Genomic DNA, 24075 nt, shown 5'->3' with positions numbered 1-24075 from the left:
TGAAATAATCAAAAAAAATGAAGCCATTACAATTCGGTAAAAATATATCAAGCCAAAATCTTTGTGCAAAGTCAAATCAAATACAAGACGTAGCTATAGTGGGTATTCATGGAGTATTTCCTGGTGCTAGAAATAAGGATGATTTTTGGAAAGAACTCTATAATAAAACAGATTTAATCAAAGAAATCCCAACAGATCATTTTGATTATAAAACTTGGTTTGATCCACGACAAGGTATCGAGGATAAGATGTACTCGAAGTGGGGTAGCTTTATTGATGATATTGATAAATTCGATGCTGATTTTTTCAATATTACTCCTATAGAGGCAGAAGTAATGGACCCGCAGTTAAGGTATCTATTACAGGTTTTATATGGGACAATAGAAGATGCTGGAGCGATTAATGATATAAAAGGAAGTAATACAGGTTTGTATGTAGGAGTTTGTTTTCATGATTATGCACAAGAAATGAGCAGATTGAAAACAACAGTTAATCCACATGACGGAACTGGAAATGCTGCTACCATGTTAGCTAACAGACCTTCTTTTTATTTTGATCTAAAAGGACCTAGCATGGTAATAGATACTGCTTGCTCCAGTTCTTTAATTGCTTTGCACACTGCATTCAAAGCAATACAACAAGGAGAATGCGAACAAGCTCTTGTCGCAGGAGCAAATTTATTGCTCACATCATTACATTATCGATATTTCTGTAGTATCGGAGCATTATCTCCAACAGGTAGATGTCACACTTTTGATAGTCAGGCAGATGGGTATGTTCCTGGTGAAAGTGTTGCGGCAGTAATGATGAAACCTTTAGAGAAAGCTATAGCCGATAATGACAACATATATGCAGTTATTAAAGGAAGCGCAACTACGCATGGAGGATATACCCCTTCAATAACAGCACCTAGTGTTGACGGAGAAGTAAATGTTTTATTAAAAGCTTGGGAAGATGCAGAAATAAACCCGAATACTATCGGATATATTGAAGCCCATGGAACTGGAACAAAATTAGGAGATCCTGTAGAGATAAATGCATTAAAAAAGGCATTTAAAAAACATACTGAAAACACCGATTTTTGCGCAATTGGATCTGCAAAAGCACATGTTGGACATACAGAAGGTGCAGCAGGAATTGTTGGAGTAATAAAGGCTATTTTATCCATAAAGAACAGGGAAATTCCTGCCATGCCAAAGTTTGAGAGTTTAAACCCGTATATAAATTTAAATGATTCTCCTTTCTATATTAATCAGGAACCTATCGACTGGATTACAAATGATCAGCATCCTTTGAGAGCAGGGATTAGTAGTTTTGGTTTTGGAGGAGCTTATGCTCATATGGTGATAGAAGAATATTTACCAAAACAAAACCACAGTTATAGAAGTGAGGAACCTGCGGTAATTATTCTATCAGCTAAAAATAAAGATCAGCTAAGTGCGAATGTTAGAAATCTTAAGTTATTTCTAGAATCTAATAAAGATCTGAATATTCATGATATAGCTTATACCTTGCAAATTGGAAGGGAGCCAATGGAAGAAAGGTTTGGTGTTGTGGTTTCTAATACTAATGAATTGATTCAAAAATTAGAAACCTATTCCGAGGGAATACAAAATAATGCACCAAAAAGCAATAATATTTCTGAAAACGAGTCAGCGCATAAAAAACATGGGGAGCTATTGGATTCCTGGTCTAAACGAGTATCAATAGATTGGAGTTCTTTATACCCAGAAGAAACACCTTCCAAGATAAGTTTGCCAACCTATACCTTTGCTAAAAACAGGTATTGGTTTTCCAACTCAAACATAGTAGAATCGGAAGATAACCAAAAGATACATCCACTATTACATATAGGAAAAGAGAATACAGAAAACTTAATTTTCGAAAGTACTTTTAATGGAAACGAATCTGTTTTTAACGATCATCAGGTAAGTGGAGATAAAGTCTTACCAGGAGTAGCTTTTATTGAGTTAATAAGAGCAACAGGAGAAGAAGTTAGTAAAAATGAAGTTTTTCAAATCAAAGATTTAACCTGGACAACTCCAATTGTCGTAGAAGACGACTTTAAGCAAATACAGATTAGAAATACGACAGGTAGAAAAAACATTAATTGTGAAATAACCAGTATTGCTGATCATAAGGAAATTCTACACTGTAGCAGCAAAATAGTCCTAGGTAATATCGACAGAAACCCCAAAAGAATTGATGTAAAAACGATAATTTCCGAAAGTTTAAACGAAATTTCAGGAAAAGAAGTTTATCAAAATTTCTATGAAGAAGGACTGCATTTAGGCGAAACATTTCAAGGAGTAGAACGAATTTATGTAGGTGATTCTTATGCTTTTTCAAAGATAAACCTTCCGTTAATTGACGGTTATAAATATACGCCAGGAATCCTTGATAGTGCATTGCATACGATTTATGGGCTGGCTACATCACATGGTGCATCTTATTCATTATCCTTTCCTTATCACGTAAATGAAATCAACTTTTATAAAAGTTTTGAAGATGTTTCTCAGTTTTGGGGACTAGTAAGAAAAAGCAATGGTGTTACATCTGATGAGAATATAACATCTTATGACATAGATTTAATGGATCAGGACGGACAGGTGCTCTTAAGTTTTAAAAACTTTGTAGCCTTACCGGTTGATGCCGCTATACAAAACTCAGAAGATTCTGGTCAATTCTCAAAAACTAATAAAGAATCAATATGTTACATTCCTATTTGGGATGAGATTCGTCAACGAAATAAATCGGTAGAAGATAAAAACGAAAAGATAGTACTTCTTGGTCATAATAATATAGATGATGAGTTTGTACAATCTATGAAGAAATCTCTTAACGATCTGGAATCCGAAATTGTTTTTCAAGAAAAACTAAATCATATTCCGGATCGAATAAGTAATATCTATTTTTTACATGGCATTTCTGAGTATAAGCACAAAAGAGATTTCAGTTATGTAGAAAAATCACTATTTCAAACAATAAAGTACTTGATATCTAATCATAGTCAGGATAGGTTGAAATTAACATTTTTCACGTGTAATACTCAAAAAGTTTCTGTAGAAGATAAATCATCAGTTTTTGGAGCAGGTATCCCAGGATTAGTAGGTTCATTAGCCAAAGAACAGACAAATTGGAAAATCAGAATGATTGATTTCCAGGGTGTTCATCAGGATTTTAACGACATAAAGAAATCTTTAGAATTGCCTTATGATCGCTCGGGTGAATTAATTTGTTATAAGAGAGGTTCCTTTTTGGAAAGAAAACTATATCCAATGGATCTTCAGGATCATTATCCTAGTAGATTTAGAAAAGATGGTGTTTATGTTATTCTGGGTGGTTCTGGAGGAATTGGTCAGGAAACCACAAAGTATTTGGTGAAAAAATATAATGCTCAAATTATTTGGTTAGGCAGAAGTCCTCTAAATAAGACGATAGAAACAAACCAAAATAAAATTGAACTTCATGGAAAAAGACCACAGTATATACAATGTGATGCTTTAGAAAGACTAGATGTATTTAAAGCTTATGATAAGATCAAGGCAAACTTTCCTACTATTCATGGATTATTTCATTCTGCATTAGTTCTTAATGATATGAGATTGGAGAATATGGATGAGTCAAATTTTGCAAAATCATTTTTACCAAAATCCCTTGGAAGTCATAATTTTATAGAACCATTTTTAAACGAGCCACTTGATTTTATATGTTTTTATTCTTCAGTACAATCTCAGTGGAATGCCATGGGGCAATCAAATTATTCTGCAGGATGTACCTATAAAGACACCTATGCGAGACATATAGAAGAACATTATGGAATACCTGCTTATGTGATTAATTGGGGGTATTGGGGAGAAGTAGGTGTTGTAAGCTCTAAGGATTACGAAAGTAGGTTTTCTCAAAGTGGTATAGGTAGTATTTCTGCAAATGAGGGGATGGAAGTATTGGAATTGGTTTTGTCCAATAAGAAGCGACAGATAGTATCGATTAAACTAAGTGAAAAAGCAAAATCATTAGTCGATAATATTTCAAGAGACAAAAAATTCAAAGAATTATCAGGTTTATCATCCCTATCACTTGAGAAAATGGATATTCCATATTATTCTTTTGATAAAAATATTCAAGATCAATTTCAAAAATACTGTTCTAACGCTTGCTTTCAGGTTTTGATTGATATGGGATTAAAGGATGCTTTTGAAACCAGAAATAGTCTTAGTCAATATTTAGAGTTTTTAGGGATAGCACATAAATATGAGCGTTTATTTAAAGAGCTAATCAGAAACTTCTTGGAGATTGGATACGTTGTAGAAGAAAAAAATATAATTAAAATTGATCCTATCGCTTTCAAAGAACTTAAAAAGTTTGAAACAGAAAATGATACTTTTTTACCAGGATATAAACCTCATAAAAGGCTTGTTGATCAATGTATTACATATTTTGATAAAGTACTAAGAGGAGAAATAGCAGCTACGGATATTGTTTTTCCTAATGGTAGTTCAGAATATGTTAGTGAAGTCTATAAAGATAATAATCAAGCGGATTATTTTAATAATCTCATAGCGGATAGCATTGTAAAAACAGTTTCAGAAAGAATAAAAAAAATAAAGAAAGGAGAAAAGATTAATATTCTTGAAGTAGGAGCTGGTACAGGAGGAACAAGTCAGGTAGTTTTTGATAGATTACAACCCTATGCCCAATTTTTGAATTATGTATATACAGATATTTCAAAGAGCTTTTTACTTCAGGCTGAAAGTAACTTCCAGCATAAGGCTCCCTATATGTCTACAGCTATTTTCGATATTGAAAAGCCGGCTTCTTCTCAGAATATTCCTCTAGGTTCATTCGATATTGTCATAGCCGCTAATGTTGTCCACGCAACTAAAAATATCAAAAACACATTACATAATATTAAAGCTGTTCTTAAAAAGCATGGACTACTATTTTTAAATGAACTTAAGGGAAATGAATTGTTTACAACATTAACTTTTGGTTTGCTAGATGGATGGTGGCTTTTTGAAGATGAAGAAATAAGAGAAAAAGGAAGTCCAGGCCTATCACCCGATAATTGGTTATTCGTTTTGGAATCAATAGGTTTTATGGACACTTCTATTTATCCTGAGAATAATAATTTGTCGCAACAAATGATAATCACCAAAAGTGATGGATATATAAGAACCATAAATGACACTATAAATGATCAGAAAATCGCAGAAGAAAAGGTAAATAAGCCACGAAAGCATGCCAATGATGTCGACCAAACCTTACAAGATAGATTAAAGAATATTGCCGCAGAAACCATAAAATATGATAAGGATAATTTCGATATTAGTAAACAATTTATGGATTATGGTTTTGATTCTATTCTGGGGGCATCCCTTATTAAAAATATAAACGAGCAATTAAAAATAGAATTAAGTCCGGTAGATATTTTTAATTATCCTAATATCCAAACATTATCAGAATATATTGGACAGACATATTCAGACGCTATTTTATTCAATGATGATGCAGTACCTAATGTAGAAGTTACGAATCAGCAAAGCATCGAGGACCTTAATACAATGGTTCCTCCTGAAACTAGTACGAGTAGTTTTTCCAATAATGGATCAAAGACAAAAAACAATAGTGATATTGCTATTATTGGAATGAGTGGTCAGTATGGACGAGCTAGAGATCTTGAAGAATTTTGGACTTTTTTAAAAGAAGGGGAAAGTTTAGTAGAAGAGGTTCCAAGTAGTAGATGGGATTTTAATCAACATTATAGCCCAGATAAAGAAGATAAGGACAAAACTTATAGCAAGTGGGGTAGTTTTTTAAGAGATATTGATAAGTTCGATCCTTTATTTTTTGGTATCTCAGGTGCGGAGGCAGAAATGATGGACCCACAGCAACGGCTATTTTTAGAACATTGTTGGAAAGCAATTGAAGATGCTGGAATAGATCCTAAAACATTATCAGGAACTAAATCAGGAGTCTATGTTGGAGCTAGTACCGGAGATTATTTGTCATCAGTTGAGGATATACCAGCTTCTGCATTTTGGGGCAATTCTAGTTCAATTTTGGCTTCTAGAATTTCTTACTTTTTGAATTTAAAAGGACCGGCTGTACCTATTGATACTGCATGTTCCAGCTCTTTAGTTGCTCTCGATATGGGCTGTAAGAGCTTAATTAATATGGAGTCTGATCTTATTATAACCGGTGGGGTGAATGTAATGACTACTCCCAATTTTTACAAGCTTTCAAGTCGAGCGGGAATGTTATCCCCAGATGGAAAATGTTATTCATTTGATAGTAGAGCTAATGGTTTTGTCCCGGGAGAAGGAGTAGGGGTTATCGTTATGAAGCGCTTATCGGATGCCGAAAGGGATGGGGATCGAATTTATGGTGTTATAAAAGGAAGTGTAACAAATCAAGATGGTACTTCAAACGGAATTTTGGCTCCAAGCGTATTATCTCAAACTTCCTTAGAAAAAGAAGCGTACGAAAAGTTTGCTATCAACCCAGAATCTGTTACGTACGTAGAAGCACACGGTACAGGAACTGAATTAGGAGATCCAATTGAATTTGAGGCACTTAAAAACACTTTTGAATCATATACAAGTAATAAACAATTTTGCTCTATTGGAAGTGTGAAAACTAATATTGGTCACACGCTGATGGCGGCAGGAATTGCTGGGGTTATAAAAGTGTTATTATCTATGAAATATCAAAAGATACCCCCTTCTCTAAACTTTAGCCAACCGAATCCGTTAATAGATTTTGAAAACAGCCCTTTTAAAATACAAGATAAACTGACGTTTTGGGAACCAGCTGGTGCAAATGCCAGAAGAGCTTCAGTTAGTAGTTTTGGGTTTAGTGGTACAAATGCATATGTACTATTAGAAGAATATCTCCCGAAATCTTCCTATAAATACGCTAGCTCAGAACAAGGGATTTTTATTTTATCTGCAAAAAATAAAACGGGATTAAAAAAACAAGGGTCAAACTTATTGAACTTTTTAAACGATAATCCTAATACTTCTTTTTTTGATATTGCTTACACCCTGCAATCAGGAAGGGAGTCCATGGATGAAAGGTTGGCCATAATCGCTAATAGCATTGAGCATCTAAAGAATCAACTTAAAAAGTATGTTTCTGATACATCTGGAACATTGATTTTTACAGGAAATGTAAAGAAATCTATTCCTGGTTTTCAACCTGAAAAAAAGGATTTAGAAAAATATATTGAGAATAGAGAACTAAGTGCTTTAGCAGAGTTTTGGATAAATGGAATCAACGTTGAATGGGAAAAGCTATATAATAACCCAAGACCAAATAAAATAAGCTTACCAACCTATCCATTCTCAAGAGGTCGATTCTGGAAGCATAGTTCATTAGAGTTAGATCAGTTAAAAAATGAAAATGTAAGTAATGAAGATCACACTGTAAAGAAGCTTCAGTTATTTCAAAAAGAATGGGTGCCATTTACCCTGGAACATACGAAAAACTTACCAGGTTTGACATTAGTAGTAAGTGACGGTTCGAGTACATCATTGATAAAAGAATTAGAAAGGAGTATAGAAAGAATTTTAGTTGTTTCATCGATTGAGGAGGTTTTGGAAATAGAAAATGTGGTTGGACTTATTGATATTACTCCTTTAGAAGACCAAAAGAAAAATAACTACAGATCCGTAGAGCTACTACAAAATATCATAAACCAAACTAAATACGATAAATTGAAGTTGTTGATAGTTAGTTCTTTGGAAGGAAGACTTACTGGTGCAGTATATTTTGGAGTATACCATATGCTTCAAGCAGAGTATTCAAAAGTTTGTAGTACGCATATAGAAATTGAAGAAAATTCTCCTCTTAACCAAAGTCAACGAATAGTAGAGGCCTATCAAAGTAATTCAGAGTATACACAACTTAGATTTAGAAATGGAAATTGGTTGCATCCGATTTTAGAAACTGTTCATACAGAAAAAAAGAAAAGAGTAGAAATTACAGGGACGGTTTTAATAACTGGAGGAACAAGAGGTTTAGGAATGGCCTGCGCTAAACATTTAGTAGAACAGTACAATATCAAAAAACTTGTTCTGATGGGTAAAGAAAGGCTTCCAGATCGAGATCAATGGAAAGACTATATGAATACCAATTCTAGAATAAGCTCGAAAATTAAGGATATTGTTTATTTAGAAAGTAAAGGAGCTAGAGTTAGAGTTTTGTATGATTCTTTATCGGATAAAGTTCAATTGTCTGATTCATTGAGAAGTATTAAATCAGATTGGGGAAATATAGAATTATTGCTGCATGCTGCTGGTAGTGTGGATACGGATACACCTGGATTTCTAAATAAATCGATTGAGAATATAGAAAAGATATTGCAGCCCAAAGTGTCTGGCTTAAATAATCTTCATGAGGTACTAAAAGATCATGATCTTAAGTATGGAATTTTATTTTCTTCAATTTCAGCACTGATACCGAGGTTAGGAACCGGACAAAGTGATTATGTGATGGCCAATAGCTATATGGATTATTTTGCCAATTATCAGCAAATGAATGGTCATAATTATATGAGTATACAATGGCCAAGTTGGAAGGAAGGAAGCATGCAAGAAATCAAAGGGAGTATCTATGAGAGATTAGGTTTTTTATCTATTTCAAAAGACGCAGGGTTAGCTGTTTTGGATAATTTATTATCGGAGAACTTGCCTTACCCAGTTGTTTTTCCGGCAGTATATAACACCTCAATATTCAATAAAGAAAATATATTAAAAATCCCTGAAAGAAAGAAAATAAGGAATATCCAAGTAAGAAAAAAGAGTGAATTTAAAGCAGCAGAATGGTTACAAAATTTAATAAGTGAAGTCTTAAAATTACCGGTTGAAGATCTGGGCCTAAATGTACCTTTTCAGGAATTTGGAGTTGATTCAATCTTGTTGGTACAACTTATCAAAAGCATAGAATCTAAGATGGGAAATATTAGTATTTCTCCAACCGTTGTTTTGGAAAACCCAACTATTTCTGAGCTGAGTGATTATTTACTAAAAGAATATCCAAACTTTTCGGGTAATGATGATCAAATAAATATTTCCGAAATACCGAAAAACTCTATAAGTCATGATAAAACTAGAGAAGAAGAACAGTTAGCAAAATCACCGGAAACCACCCCATCTAATGAATCTATTGCAGTAGTAGGGATGGCATGTCATTTTCCGGATGCTAGAAATATCAATGAGTATTGGAATAATCTTAAAAAAGGAAGAGATAGTATTAAGTTAGTTCCTAAGGAAAGGTGGGATACTAATGAGCATTATGATAGTCAACCGAATACCGAAGGTAAGAGTATTAGTAAATGGGGTGGTTTTTTGGATAATATTGAGGATTTTGATCCAGCGTATTTTGGAATCGATGAAACTCTAGCATCACAAATAGATCCCTTACAAAGACAATGGTTGGAGGTAAGTATAGAAGCAATTCAAGATTCAGGACATTCTTTAAAACAACTTTCTGGTAAAAAGATAGGTGTATATGCAGGAAGTAGAGTAAGTACTTTTAAAGATAAAATAACGGATCCTTGTAAAGATTTTATTGTTGGAACGGGTCAAAATTTTATTGCAGCCCACCTAGCTCATATATACAATTTTAAGGGACCAAATATGGTAGTTGATACTGCCTGTAGCAGCTCTATAACTGCTATAGACCTTGCGGTTAAAGGGCTCTTAAATGGGGAAACTGAAATAGCCTTGGCAGGAGGAGTTGATATTATTTTAGATGAAAAAATATTTATATCTCTTACCAAATCTGGTGTGCTTTCTCCAGACGGAATAAGCAAAACATTTGATGAAAGTGCCGATGGTACAGGTTTAGGAGAAGGTTGTGGTGTCTTAGTTCTGAAAAAAATGAGCGATGCTATTAATTCTGGAGATAAGATTTATGGAGTAATCGATAGTACATCATTAAATAATGATGGAAGAACTATGGGTATAACTACTCCTAACCCAAAAGCACAAGAATCCTTGTTGGAAGATGCGATCACCAAAAGAAGTATAGACCCTACTTCGATTAGTTATATCGAAACTCATGGAACTGGGACACTAATTGGAGATCCTATAGAACTAAAAGGTATAACCAGAGTTTTAGAGAAATATACCGATCAAAAACAAATATGTGGAGTAGGAAGTGTAAAAAGCAATTTTGGACATTTACTAAGTGCTGCAGGAGTAGCGGGAGTGATTAAAACACTTTTGTCTATAAGTGCAGGACAGATTCCGCCAACCCTTCATTGTACCAGACCTAATCGTAGATTCGAATTTAAGAATTCTCCCGTATATCCCGTTAGAGAACTTCAAGATTGGACAGGAGTAAACAATATAAGAAGAGCTGGAGTAAGTGCATTCGGGTTAGGAGGGAATAATGCTTTCATATTACTAAGTAATGAAGGAATTCCTGAGAACAACAAAATCAAACCGCCTTTTCAAGTTCCTGACATAAATTATAACCGAAAAAGATATTGGCCAGAAGAAAAAACCAGTGCCGAAATAGATACTAATATGGATGCGGAGGCTATAATAAAAGAAGAGGAAGCTTTTAATAAATACTTGAATTTTGAAACAAACTGATATGAATAATAAGACCTTAACTATAGATTTTGATCATGATAATTTTATTCTTCGGGATCATAAAGTGTACGGTGTTAGAATCGTACCTGGAGTGACTTATTTAGATTTAATACTGCGTTCTGCGAAAAAGCTTTTTTCCAAAGAGTTTAGCGTAAGTAAGGTGTTATTTATTGAACCTCTTTCCACAACAAAAGATTATAATCGAAAACTCGAAATTAGATATAGTGAAGGGAGTCAGTCTTTGTTGGATGTCGAATTACGTTCTAAAAAAACAAATCATAAAGGGGAGGTATATGGAGAGTGGACAAAACACCTGCAAGGACGCTTGGATTATGCCACAGGGCAAAACAAGTATCCAACTTTTGACATAGAGAATTTTATCCAGAATAGCCAAAGAAGCTATAATATGGATGAGGTATATGCTGGGGCGAGAACGATAGAGATATGTCATGGGGAATTTATGCAAACCTCTGGAGTAATATACCAAAAAAACGATGAGGAGCTCATGGTTTTGGAATTGAGTGAGTTAGCAGAAGGTTATCGCAATAAAATGATAGTCCATCCAGCGTTTTTAGATGGGTCTACTTTTGCAGGAAGTTCTTTTAAACTAAAAGATGATCAGGATGGAAAAATATCCTCGACAACGGGAATTCCCTATATACCATTTTCTATTGAACAATTTGAAATATATAAATCTTTTCCCCAAAAGATCTATGTCTACAGTAAAAAACAAAACATTCCAAGTGATAAATTACCAGAAGTTATTTCCAATGAGATAATAATTTATAACCAAGATGGAGAAGTACTTGCTGTCTTTAAAAATATTGTTAGTAAAAGAATTAGGCAACCAGAATCCATTAAGAACATAGTTTCAAAACCAAAGGCAAAAAAGAAAAAGAAAATAAAAAGTTCACCAGCTTCAAATCAAGTCAATGAAGTAGTTACCTCCGGTAATTCTGCTGTTCAAACAATTCGAGAATACTTAAAAAATATTATCAGTGCTAAAATTGATAAGAAAGTAACCGAAATAGATGAGAAATTAGGGTTTTATGATTTAGGATTAGATTCTAATTCAACCATGGAATTGGTAGGAGAATTAGAAAACAAATGTGGTCATGATTTTTATCCAACTTTACTATTCGAGTATCAGACGATTGAAGAACTTAGTGACTATTTATTAGAAAATGAAGGGCAACATTTCTTGGATTTTAAAAAAGAAGAAGCCCCTGACTTTTTAGAAGTAACAACAAATCAAACAGTAAAGCCAGAAGATACGGTAAAAACTTCTTTGCCACTAGAAACCTCAAAAGAAGATATTGCAATTATTGGTCTTAGCGGGAGATATCCTGACGCAAACAATATACCAGAGTTTTGGGAAAATCTTAAAAATGGAAAAGATAGTATAACCAATAAATTACCTCCCAGGTTAAGAATTGATGCATCAGATAAAACTTTTTGGGGAGGTTTCATAGAGGAAGCAGAAACCTTTGACCCGTTATTTTTTCAAATTTCTCCAAGAGAAGCAGAAAAAATGGATCCTCAGACTCGATTGTTTTTGGAAGAAAGTTGGAATTGTGTTGAAGATAGTGGGTATAAAATCTCCCAATTAAGTAAAGATGAAAAAGTTGGTGTTTTCGCTGGAGTTTTTTGGACAGATTATCAATTGTATAGGGTGCAAAAAGGGAATAAACCTATATACCCAAGTAGTTTTGTTTCCCTAGTAGCTAATACTGTATCTTCGTGTTTTGGATTCAAAGGACCAAGCATAGGGTTGGATACGCAGTGTTCTTCTTCACTAACAGCTATTCATTTAGCTTGTAACAGTATTCGTAATAGAGAAAGTTCAGTGGCGATTGCCGGAGGAGTAAATCTTACTTCGCACCCTAGTAAATACTCGTGGCTATCTAACTCATTGTTTTTATCCTCTAAAGGAAGATGTGAAAGTTTTGGAGAGGGAGGAGATGGATATGTTCCAGGCGAAGGAGTTGGTGTCATTTTGCTAAAAACTTTGTCTAAAGCTATAAAAGACGGAGATCAGATTTATGGGGTTATCAAAGGAACTGCAATAAATCATGATGGAAGGAGTACTGGGTTTACCGTGCCTAATCCAAAAGCTCAATCAGAAGTAATTAAAGAAGCAATTAGTAAAGCAGGTGTGCTGCCAGAAGATTTCAGCTATATCGAAGCACACGGAACAGGCACAAGTATTGGCGATCCAATAGAAATGTCGGGCCTAAAAGGAGCATTTAAGACTGATAAAAAACAATACTGTAGTCTCGGCTCTGTTAAATCAAATATTGGACATTGCGAATCAGCTGCTGGAATTTCTGGCGTTACCAAGGTTTTATTACAGATGAAGTATAAAAAATTGGTTCCTTCTTTGCATTCATCAACACTCAATTCTAAAATAGATTTTAAAAACTCTGCTTTTGTAGTGCAGCAAAAATTACAAAAATGGTCTACACCTGATAATAAATCAAGACTGGCAGGTGTCAGTAGTTTTGGAGCTGCTGGTAGTAACGCACACGTAATTATTGAAGAATTTAAGTGCCAAGACAAAAAAAAGAATGACAATTTCAAAAATGGATTAGTTGTCTTGTCAGCTAAAAATGCTAATAGCCTAAAAAAACAAGTGTCAAATCTTGCCAAATTTCTAAGTGAAAACAAAAAAAGTAGACTAATCGATATCGCATATACCTTGCAAACCGGACGAGAAGAAATGGAAGAAAGGCTTGCTTTTGTTGTTTCGGACAAAGAAGATTTAGCAATAAAACTTTCCAAATATCTCGAAGGGGATTTAGATGGTTTCTATTGTAATAATGTGAGAAAAAATAACCGGTTAACCGATGATATTACAATTGATACAATAAAACAGGATCCATTAACTTCGAAAGAAGAAATTAGTGTAATAGCTCAAAAATGGGTTTCAGGTATAAACATAGACTGGGAATTACTTTATGCAAATGAAGACCCTAAAAGAATTAGTTTACCATCGTATCCGTTTACGAAAAAGAAATATTGGATTCCACAGGAAAGTATAAATCGATCAGTCGAAATCCATCCACTTATTCATCAGAATACGTCTAATCTTACCGAACAGCGTTTTACAAGCTGGTATTCTATAACGGATTTTTTTATAAGAGATCATAAAATTAATAATGACCACATATTACCTGGCGTAGTATATCTACAAATGGCATTAATAGCTGGCACATTATCAACGGATAAAAAAATAACACAGCTTAGTAATATTTATTGGTTGAAACCTTTTATCGGAACGGATACCAATCAAGAAATCAATATCAGATTATATTACAGAGAGCAAAGTTTGTCTTTCGACGTCTATTCTGGATCACACAAAGAAATACATTGCAAAGGAAATATTGATACTAAAGAAAAAACATTTTCTAAAAGCATAGACCCGAATAAGATCAAAACTAGACTCCCTAAATCAATTGATAAGTCGGCTTATTATGAGATGTTTAAGGAGAAAGGATTTGATTATGGATCAAATTTTAAAGGGATTGATAAGGTTTATTATTCAAAAACCGAAGCCTTGTCAAAAATTAAGTTTTCTTCTGAAGATGAAAATCAGCGCATTCTTGGAATTATTGATAGTGCCTTTCAAACATGTGCAAGTCTATACTTTAACCGTGAAGAAAATATGATCTTTATTCCTTACAGGATCGAACAAATTAACCTTTATGAAAAACTTCCATCAAAAGTTTGGTGTCATGTTACAAGTAGACTACAATCAGAAAATAATGACAGAAAAAATATCAGTGATTTAGAAATATATGATAAAAAAGGAGAATTACTGATTGAGATAAAAGGTTTTTGTTCGTTAGCCATCCCTAGTAAAAAGAAACCTGATCAAGACAAAGTACTAAAAGAGGATAAAATTCATTTATTCGATTATGTATGGAGAGAAAAATCTTTGGTAGATCATAAAAACGATCTCCAAAACGACAACTCCAAATTAATTATAGTCGCAGGAGGAACCCCCGATTTATGCGACAAATTAAAAGAAAGCTTAGTTCTAAACGTAGAATATATCAGTGAATATTATGATGAGGAGGACTGCTTCATTACACTTTTAGAAAAAATAAAAGAGCGTAAGCACCCTAAGGAAAATCTAGACATAGTTTTGATCTATGAGAATCAAGATTATTTGAAATATGGATTTGTTTCTGGACTGTTTAAAACAGCAAATTTGGAAAACCCTAAGATAAATGGCAAAACCATTGGTTTTGACAATTTATCACTTAAGAATTTTGGTTTTATCTCAAATGTTATTGATACAGAAGTGGCCTTTTTAAGTGAGGAAATAAGATATAAGGCTGGGAAAAGGGAAATCAAAAAAATAGAACCTTGGCAATTACCATCAAATTCGACTACAGTTCCAGTATTAAAAAAAGGTGGAGTTTATGTAATCACTGGGGGAGCAGGAGGACTAGGTGAAATTTTTGCGTCCTATTTGAATCAATTTAAGAATACAACATTGATTTTGATTGGTCGAAGTGAATTAGATAATAAGAAAAAAGAGAAATTATCTGGCTTGCATAGTTATGAATATTTTCAATGTGATATCAGTAATAAAGATGAAGTTTCTAAGTTAATCCCATACATCGTAGCCGAATATGGAAAGATTGATGGTGTAATACACAGTGCTGGAGTTATAAAGGACAGTTTTATACTAAAGAAAACTAAGAACGAGGTAGCTAAAGTACTTTCTCCAAAGATTAGAGGAATAAAGAATTTAGATGAACTTACCAAGAATGAATCGCTCGATTTCTTTGTTATTTTTTCATCTTTAGCAGGAGTTACGGGCAATATAGGTCAAGCCGATTATGCCTCTGCAAACGCATATATGGATAATTATGCGTCGTATCGAAATGAATTAGTTTCTCGTGACTTAAGAAAAGGTAAAACAATTAGTATTAATTGGCCTCTTTGGAAAGATGGAGGTATGCAAATCTCAGAACAATCTGAGAAAATATTAAAAGAAAAATGGGGTTTTTCACCACTTAAAAAAATAGACGGGATTAATGTTTTTAATGAATTACTTTCTAACAAAAGTGGTCAATGTCTGGTAGTGTATGGAAATAAAAATAAAATCAACCAAAACTTTCTTGGTAAAATAAATAAAGTTGAAATTTCTCCTCCTGATAACACTACCTCTAAAACTTCACGGTATGATTCACCAGAAAATAATGAAAAATTGTTTAAAAATTTAGTGTTTGAAGAATCACAAATTTATCAAGACAAATTTGAACAAATAATAGTGACCAACGATTTTAAAAATAGTGTACACAAATCAGATAATGTACAGTTTAAAGGTGCGAATATGATCAAAAAACAAAACAAGCAAGAAAAAATTACGCTCTCTGTGATTTCTGATCCTATTTCCTCAAATGAGATAAACAATCTCGATGATCAAAAAAAAGTCAATATGATAATTAATAATAATTCTGAGTATAACTCACTTACCGATCAGGAAAAATACGCCATAGCAGATCAATTGACGCAAATGGTAAAAGAATCATTATATATTGATGATGATATCGAAAAAGATATAGCTTTTCAGGAACTAGGAATGGACTCTATTATTGGAGTAGAATTGATTAAAGAGATTAATGAGCATTTTGATCTTGATCTAGAAGCCATAATTCTATATGATCATCCCGATGTTAACTCCTTATCAGAACGTGTTATTACGGAAATAAACAAAAAAAATCAACAACTTGATGAAGCTAACACCAAATCAAGTTTTATTGAGGAAACGATAAGTACTGAAGATCATAAAATAAAGTTGGAGACAATCGAAACGGATAGCTCAGAACCGGAAGAAACACTAGTTGTGAAAACCGATGTAGATAAGGTAGTAGTTGTTGATAATCCAACTATAATCTTGGAGGAAAAACCCTTAATTAGCTCTAAATCTATAGTTGACGCTACAGAGCAAACTAGTACTGAAGAGAGTCAACGAATTGCGATTGTAGGAATGAGTGGAAGATATCCTAAATCTAAAAACTTAAATGAGTTTTGGGAAAATCTTTCTCAAGGGTTGGATTGTATCAGTGAAGTTTCAAAAGATAGATGGGATGTCGAAAAGTACTATAAAAAGGATGGTGAAAAAACTGGTGATATCTATTGTAAATGGTTAGGAGAATTGGAAGATATTGATAAGTTTGATCCTCTTTTCTTTAATATTTCCCCAACTGAAGCAATATTAATGGATCCGCAGCATAGAATATTCCTACAAGAATGTTGGAGGTCCATAGAAGATGCAGGGTATCAAAAATCAGATCTAGATGGTATAAAGTGCGGGACCTATGTAGGAATTATGACAAGTGAGTATATCCAGAAAATTAAGGATACGAATGTAAAAGAAAATCTAGCACAAGTAATGGTCGGGAATGCATCTTCAATATTTGCAGCACGCCTAGCGTATTTATTGAATCTCAAAGGTCCGGCTATTGCAGTGGATACGGCATGTTCAAGTTCTATGGTTTCTATTCATTTAGCGTGCCAAGCTCTTATGAATGGAGAGGTGGATATGGCGGTTGCAGGAGGAGTTACCTTGTATCTAGGGGTAGAATCTTACCAACAAATGTGTGCTGCAGGGATGTTATCTAAAGAAGGGAAATGTAAAACGTTTGATAATAGTGCTGATGGATTTGTTCCAGGAGAAGGTGCAGGTGTAGTAGTGCTAAAAAGACTTGAAGATGCAATATCTAGCGGGGATGATATCAAAGGGGTAATTATTGGAACAGGAATTAATCAGGACGGAAAAACAAATGGTATTACCGCCCCAAGTGTTGGCTCTCAAATGAATTTAATAGATAGTATTTACGAAAAATATCAAATCGATCCGGAAACTATCTCATATGTTGAAGCACATGGAACTGGCACTAAACTTGGGGATCCAATAGAAATAGATGCACTTAGTAAAGCATATAATAACTTCACTAACAAAAAGAATTTTTGTGCAATAGGATCTGTAAAAACCAATATAGGCCATACTTCTGCTGCGGCGGGTGTTGCAAGCCTTCAAAAAGTGTTATTGCAATTTAAACATAATAAGATAGCCCCGTCCATAAATTATAAAAATGAAAATTCCCTGATAAGTTTTGATAAAAGTGCGTTTTATATCAATACGGAACTTCAAGATTGGAAAAATGATTCGAATCAACCTAAAAGAGCTGCTATTAGTAGTTTTGGTTTTAGCGGCACAAATTCACATATGGTTGTGGAAGAATACCACCAACCGTCAGAACAATATCCTCACCATGGAACCGCTATTATTCCAATATCTGCTAAAAATTTGAATAGGCTAGAAGAGCAAGTCACAAATTTGCAGGAGTTTATAAAATCATACTCCAACATAAATATACACGACCTGGCTTATACTTTGCAAATAGGAAGAAGCCCAATGCAAGAAAGAATAGTGTTTTTAGCCGATGATTTAGATAAGTTGCAATTAGAGTTATCCAGATATTTAAAAGACAATACCTCCGGATTTATTAAAGGAAACATAAAGAAAGAAAAATTAGATTTCTTTTTAAAAGGAAAAGCTGGACAGGCCTATATTAGAGAGGCTATCAAGGAAAAGGAACTGGAATCACTTGCTCAATTATGGGTTAAAGGGTTGGAAATAGATTGGAGTTTATTATATAATAATCAGGTTCCAAAAAAGATCAGTTTACCAACGTACCCCTTCGCCAGAGAAAGATATTGGGTGGCAGAAGATAAAAAACAAGTCTTAGAAATAAACACAAATCAATATCTGCATCCGTTGCTCCATCAGAATGAATCAAATTTAGATGAACAAAAATTCGTAAGTAGTTTTTCTGGAGATGAAAGTTTTATAAATGATTATGGATTTACTGAGAAAAAAATGGTTCCATCGATTTCATTTTTGGAAATGGCTAGAGAGGCTGGGGAACGATCATCAAATTTAAAAATTAACCAAATCACCAATATTAATTGGTTAAACTCAATAGGTATTCATAAGAAAACACAAGATGTTGGAGTATCAATTTATAGGGAAGAAGATGAAATCTCGTTCGAGGTATATAATGCAGATTTAGATACAGAGTATGTAAGCTGTACAGGAAATATCAGTGTAATCACTCATAAAGAAATCGATGTTTTCGAAATAGAGAAAAATAAACAAGCAATGTCGGACATTCTTACCGGCGAAGATTGTTACAATATCCTGAAAAAAAGAGGTCTTGAGTACAAGAAAAGTTATCGAGGTATTTCATCTATGTATCTTAGTAGATTTGAGGGATTATCTAAAATAACCATTGCTAAGGAAAAAGGATATGTTTTATCTCCCCAGGCATTGGAAAGTATATTGCAAACCTGTTTAGTCTTGGATAATAGTATTCAGTTTTCTGAAAAATATTCTTTAAATCATATTGATCAAGTTAATATTTATAGGCCTCTTACTGAGACATTTTGGTGTAGTGTGAAAAAAGTAACCACTGAAGGTGCAAATCAAAATAAATTACAGTTCGATGTTATTTTGATAAATGAATTAGGAGAAGCTTTGGTAGAATTTTCAAACCTTTCTATTCTAAAAGAAAAAAGCGTGACTACAACTGAGTTTGTGGATATAAAGGATGATTTGATGTTTTACGAACCAAATTGGAACACTTCCTTGCTGACCGACGCGAAAGAGGTGTTAACTCCCAAAGAACAATTAATATTGTTAGTGGATAACCAGAGGGATCATCAAAATTTAAGCATCAGTCTTGAGACGTTAGAGAATACGAAGGTGCAGGTCATAGTTTCAGAGAACTCTCTTGATTATAGCGTAGTTCTTTTCGATAGTGTTCAAAGTGCGCTAAATAGTGGAAAGCCAAAACATATTGTGGTTCTTCATCAGAATGAAGATTGGACTAATTGTGGTTTCGCTACAGGTTTGTTTAAGACTTTTCAGTTAGGGAATCATCAGTTAAGTGCTAAATTAATTGGTGTAGATTCCTTCTTAATGGAAGAGGATAAACTATTGGATATTGTTTCAAAAGAAAGGCATAATAAAGATATTGAAGTAAGATATACAAATGAAACACGAAAAGTCAGAGGTTTTACATCCCCAACAAATTCAGTTTCAGAAAAGCCTTTAGAAATAAGAGAAGGAGGAGTGTATCTAATTACTGGTGGAGCTGGTGGTTTAGGAATTATGTTTGCAGAATATTTAAGCAAAAAAGCAAATGGAATTAATTTAATCCTAACTGGAAGAAGTGAATTGTCTGAAGAAAAAAAATCAACAATTTCTAAAATACCGAGAGCTACATATTATCAATGTGATATAAGTGACCCGGAATCAGTATCCCAATTAATGCTTTCTATAGATAAAAGTTTTGGCAAAATTAATGGGGTGATTCATAGTGCAGGTGTTTTTCCGTCAGACAATTCAATTCTTTCATTAAATAAAGCATCAATAGTATCTTCCAAAGTCTTATTACCTAAAATAAATGGAACACAATTAATAGATGATTTCACCAGCAATCATCCTTTAGACTTTATGGTGTATTTCTCCTCAATCTCGGGAACATTGGATGGAGTTTTATCCTTAAAAATGTCAGACTATGCATTAGCAAATTCATTTTTGAACTATTACTCGGTTAAAAGAAATGAAGATGTGGCAAAAGGAATAAAAAGCGGTGCTACCATAAGCATTAATTGGCCATTGTGGCAAAATAGCGGCTTGTACGAGGCACAAAGTGATCATTGGATGGATGAGATATGGGGAATTAAATCACTTGAACCGGAGAAAGGATTTGAAGCATTTGATAAAATCTTGGAATATGGTAGTGATCAACTAATGGTATTATATGGCGAGAAAGATAAATTATCGAAGCATTACTGGAAAACGAATCATAAGAAAAATCAAGAGGATAGCAAAGAGATAAGACATAAGTTTGAACGAAATTTGATATCTCTTGCAGCTAAAATTTTAACTTTATCAAATGAGGATATAGATCCTACCGATCAGTTAGGTGAATATGGTTTTGATTCCATTTTACTAACTGAATTTTCGAAAGCGATTAATGATGATTATCAATTGGACATTATGCCAACTGTGTTTTTTGATCATCCTACTATTGCTGAATTATCAAGTTTCTTAATAGAAGAGCATTTTGATATCGTATCTAAAAAGTACGTTACAAGTCAATCTGATAAAATCAAAAGTGATATCGACAATGATACATCTGATCATTACGAGAATCGAATCCCTAAAAGAAAAATACCAAAGGGTAGGCAGATTTCCAAAAAACCCTCAGAACCTAATAAGGATATTGCAATTGTCGGAATGGGAGGGCTATTTGCAGAATCTAATAACAGTGATCAGTTGTGGTCACAGATCATATCAGGTGAATTGATGAATCCTATGTCCTCTTCTGATAATGAGGAATTAAATTACGGAAAGGTTCAAACAAGCTATGACCTAGAAAATCTAAAGGTCCTAGGAATATCAGAGGATCATTATACATCAATGAGTCGTCAACAAAAGTTAGTATTTAGTGCTTTAGGTCAGGCAATGAATCAGAGCAAAATATCGAAAGGGGATATTTCTAAACCATCCACAGGAGTATTTATTGGAGCAGAACAGGAGTCCTTAGATCTGGATAATTTTGCTCAGGCACAAGAGTACCAAGAAAAGAGATCTTATCTGATCCCAAATAAAATTTCTTTTCACCTCAATTTAAAAGGGCCAAGCGAGGTAATAAATACTTCATGTACAAGTTCTTACGTCGCATTGCATAGAGCGATTCAGAGCATACGACTTCAAGAATGTGAACAAGCTATTGTTGGTGGAGTAAATGTAATTTCCGAAAAGCTTTTCAAAAAAGTAGAGCATTTACAACCCTCTTCTGTGTTAAGTAACGGCACTTATACTAAAAGTTTTTCGGATGAAGGATCTGGTTTTGTGAGTAGTGAAGGTGCTGGTGTTTTGATTATCAAAAGCTTGGAAAGTGCAGAACGTAATAACGATAATATTCTTGCAGTAATTAAAAGTAGTTCTGTTACTCACGGAGGGAGAGGTTTCTCCTTAGAAGCTCCTAGTCCCGTTGGAATAAGAGAAGCGATTCATAACAGTATTAAAACGGCCAAAGTGGATCCTACTCATATTGATTACATAGAAGCTCATGGTATTGCAAACCCATTTGCCGATGCAATTGAATTAAAAAGTATTAATGATGCTTATAAAGAGCTTAGTCACGATACAACAAAACAATGGCGTATAGGAAGTATTAAGCCAACCATAGGTCATCCGGAGTTTGCCTCGGGAATTGCTTCTTTGATTAAAGTAATTAAGGCATTTCAAAATAAGGTCATTCCTGGAGTTTCTGGACTAGAAAATATCAATAAAGGTTTAGATCCAAATCACGCTTTAGTTATTACATCAGAACCTTCACCTTGGGAGTCCCCAGGTCGAGCACGCTTGGCAGCATTAAACGGATATGCAATTGGTGGTGTTAATACCCATATTGTTCTTCAGGAATACAAAAATATCGATGAGAATGTTACGCCAGATAGAACACCCCAAAAAAGTAGTGTAGTTCCAGAAGAAAGGATGGTATCCAAAAGCACTGATTCTTTGCACAATCAAAAAACATCTTTGACAAGAAATGAAACCGTTGTCGCCAAATTTAAAAGTGAAATTAAAGAGGAATTGCTTTCAATTTGGTCTGGTGTTTTAGAAGTAGATAAGGAATCCATATCGATCGATACAACCTTTTTTGAATTAGGAGGGCAGTCGATTAATGCAATGAGCCTATTTAATAAGATTAATGATACCTTCAATATAGAGTTGCCCTTACACGAGATTTTTTCTGTAAATACGATTAGATTAATGACTGATTATATTTTAGAAAAGCTCGATAATGATGAAGATGGGAAACCCTTACTGAGATTAAATAGTAAAGAGAATCAGAATTCAAAGGAGTCCTTATTTAAGAAGTTTAATCTTAGTGAAAATATTGACTATGGAGAACAACAAGAATTTGAAGTATTTCATCAGCAAGAAAAGGAATTTGTAAGAAAAAGAATTATTGGCGCGAACTCTTACAATATGTCATTTATGGTACCATTTTCTGACTTAAATACTGAAACATTAGAAGATGTAATTGAAGAGCTTGTGCAAAGACACGAAAGTTTAAGAACAACTTTTAAGTTTGAAAATGGTAAGGTACTACAATATATAGCTAAGAAGATATCAAAAATAGAAATCGAATACATAGACCTTAAAGAAAAAGAAAACAAAGATCAACTTGTTTTAGAAATTCGCGAGAATATTAATGATGTATCATTTGATTTAACGAAATCACCACTTTTTTACTTGCGTGTTGTTCACTATTCTAAGGAAATGTCTGGTTTACTTTTTACTATAAATCATACCATCTCCGATGCACTGTCTATGAATGTATTGAAAAATGAGATCGAAACGCTGTATAAAGAAAAGATAACCAATTGTAATTCTTCCTCATTACCAGAACCAAAGTTTCAGTATAAAGATTATGCTATTTGGGTGAATAGATTTTTAAAGAGTGAGGATGGGATTAAATTAAGAGATAGTTATTTGTCAAAAATCAAAGAAAGCATAGAAAGCTCTCTATCAGAAAATGATAAACTTTCTACCATATCTTATAGAGATCACCTTACCAAGGAACTTAAACAGGAATTGAAAGGGAAAGATATTTCAGGATATTCGGATGCTTATGGAACCATCGTAAAATTATATCCTGGATATGGAGCGTCCTACAACTTTTTCATGCATAAATCTGAATCTTTAGAGCTAAAAAATATTGCAAAGAACAATGAATCAAGTTTATTCATGCAATTAATTTCGGTATATGCACTGATGTTATATAAAACAGGCGGTTCTAAATATTTACGATTTTATATTCCTTTTTCCAATAGAATTTTTAAAGAGTTTGAAAATATTGTTGGTTGGCTTAGTTCCGAAATTGTGTTGACACTGGAAATTAATGACTCGTTATCATTTAATGAATTTGTGAAACAGGTTACAAAAGAGGTATTCGAAACCTCAAAGAACAGGTTTTATCCATACGAGAAAATATTAAATGATTTAAATGTTCAATTAAGCATATTGGCACCTTCATTTTTCAATTATATCATAGAATCTGACACCGTGTTGGAGAACCCAATAACTGGTCATAGTCCTGAAGGATCGGCCCATTTCAATTTTAAAAACACCATTATTGAATATAAAAATGGAATTTATTTTCAACTAGAGTATGATAAAGAGGTTTACAATGCTACGGATATTGAAAATATGTTTCAAACTTTTTTAAAGATTATAGAGAGTTTAAAAAACAACCAGGAAATCACAATTGCACAGTTATTGAAAACTATTCCCTCTGGAGAACTAGGATACCCATCCAATATTTCAGATACCCTAGAAAAATAGAATGCCCAACCAATATTCAAT

The 24075-nt window shown here is 33.6% G+C and carries 2 protein-coding genes; both read left to right on the top strand.

Translation table 11 applies throughout. The annotated features are described in order from the left end of the window. Window positions 1-17 precede the first annotated feature (17 nt). The gene (locus tag Q1A73_RS18095) at window positions 18-10604 is read left to right on the top strand and encodes an SDR family NAD(P)-dependent oxidoreductase (RefSeq protein WP_299608349.1); all 10587 of its coding nucleotides are present in this window, start codon (window positions 18-20) and stop codon (window positions 10602-10604) included. Further along, window positions 10591-24054: an SDR family NAD(P)-dependent oxidoreductase gene (locus Q1A73_RS18090; protein WP_299608347.1), complete on the top strand. Its 13464-nt coding sequence runs from the start codon at window positions 10591-10593 to the stop codon at window positions 24052-24054. The genes Q1A73_RS18095 and Q1A73_RS18090 overlap by 14 nt, the downstream gene beginning before the upstream one ends. The last annotated feature ends 21 nt before the right edge of the window (window positions 24055-24075 follow it).

Source organism: uncultured Aquimarina sp. (genome assembly GCF_947492115.1).
GTDB lineage: Bacteria > Bacteroidota > Bacteroidia > Flavobacteriales > Flavobacteriaceae > Aquimarina.
This window is presented reverse-complemented; position numbering and strand designations above follow the sequence as displayed.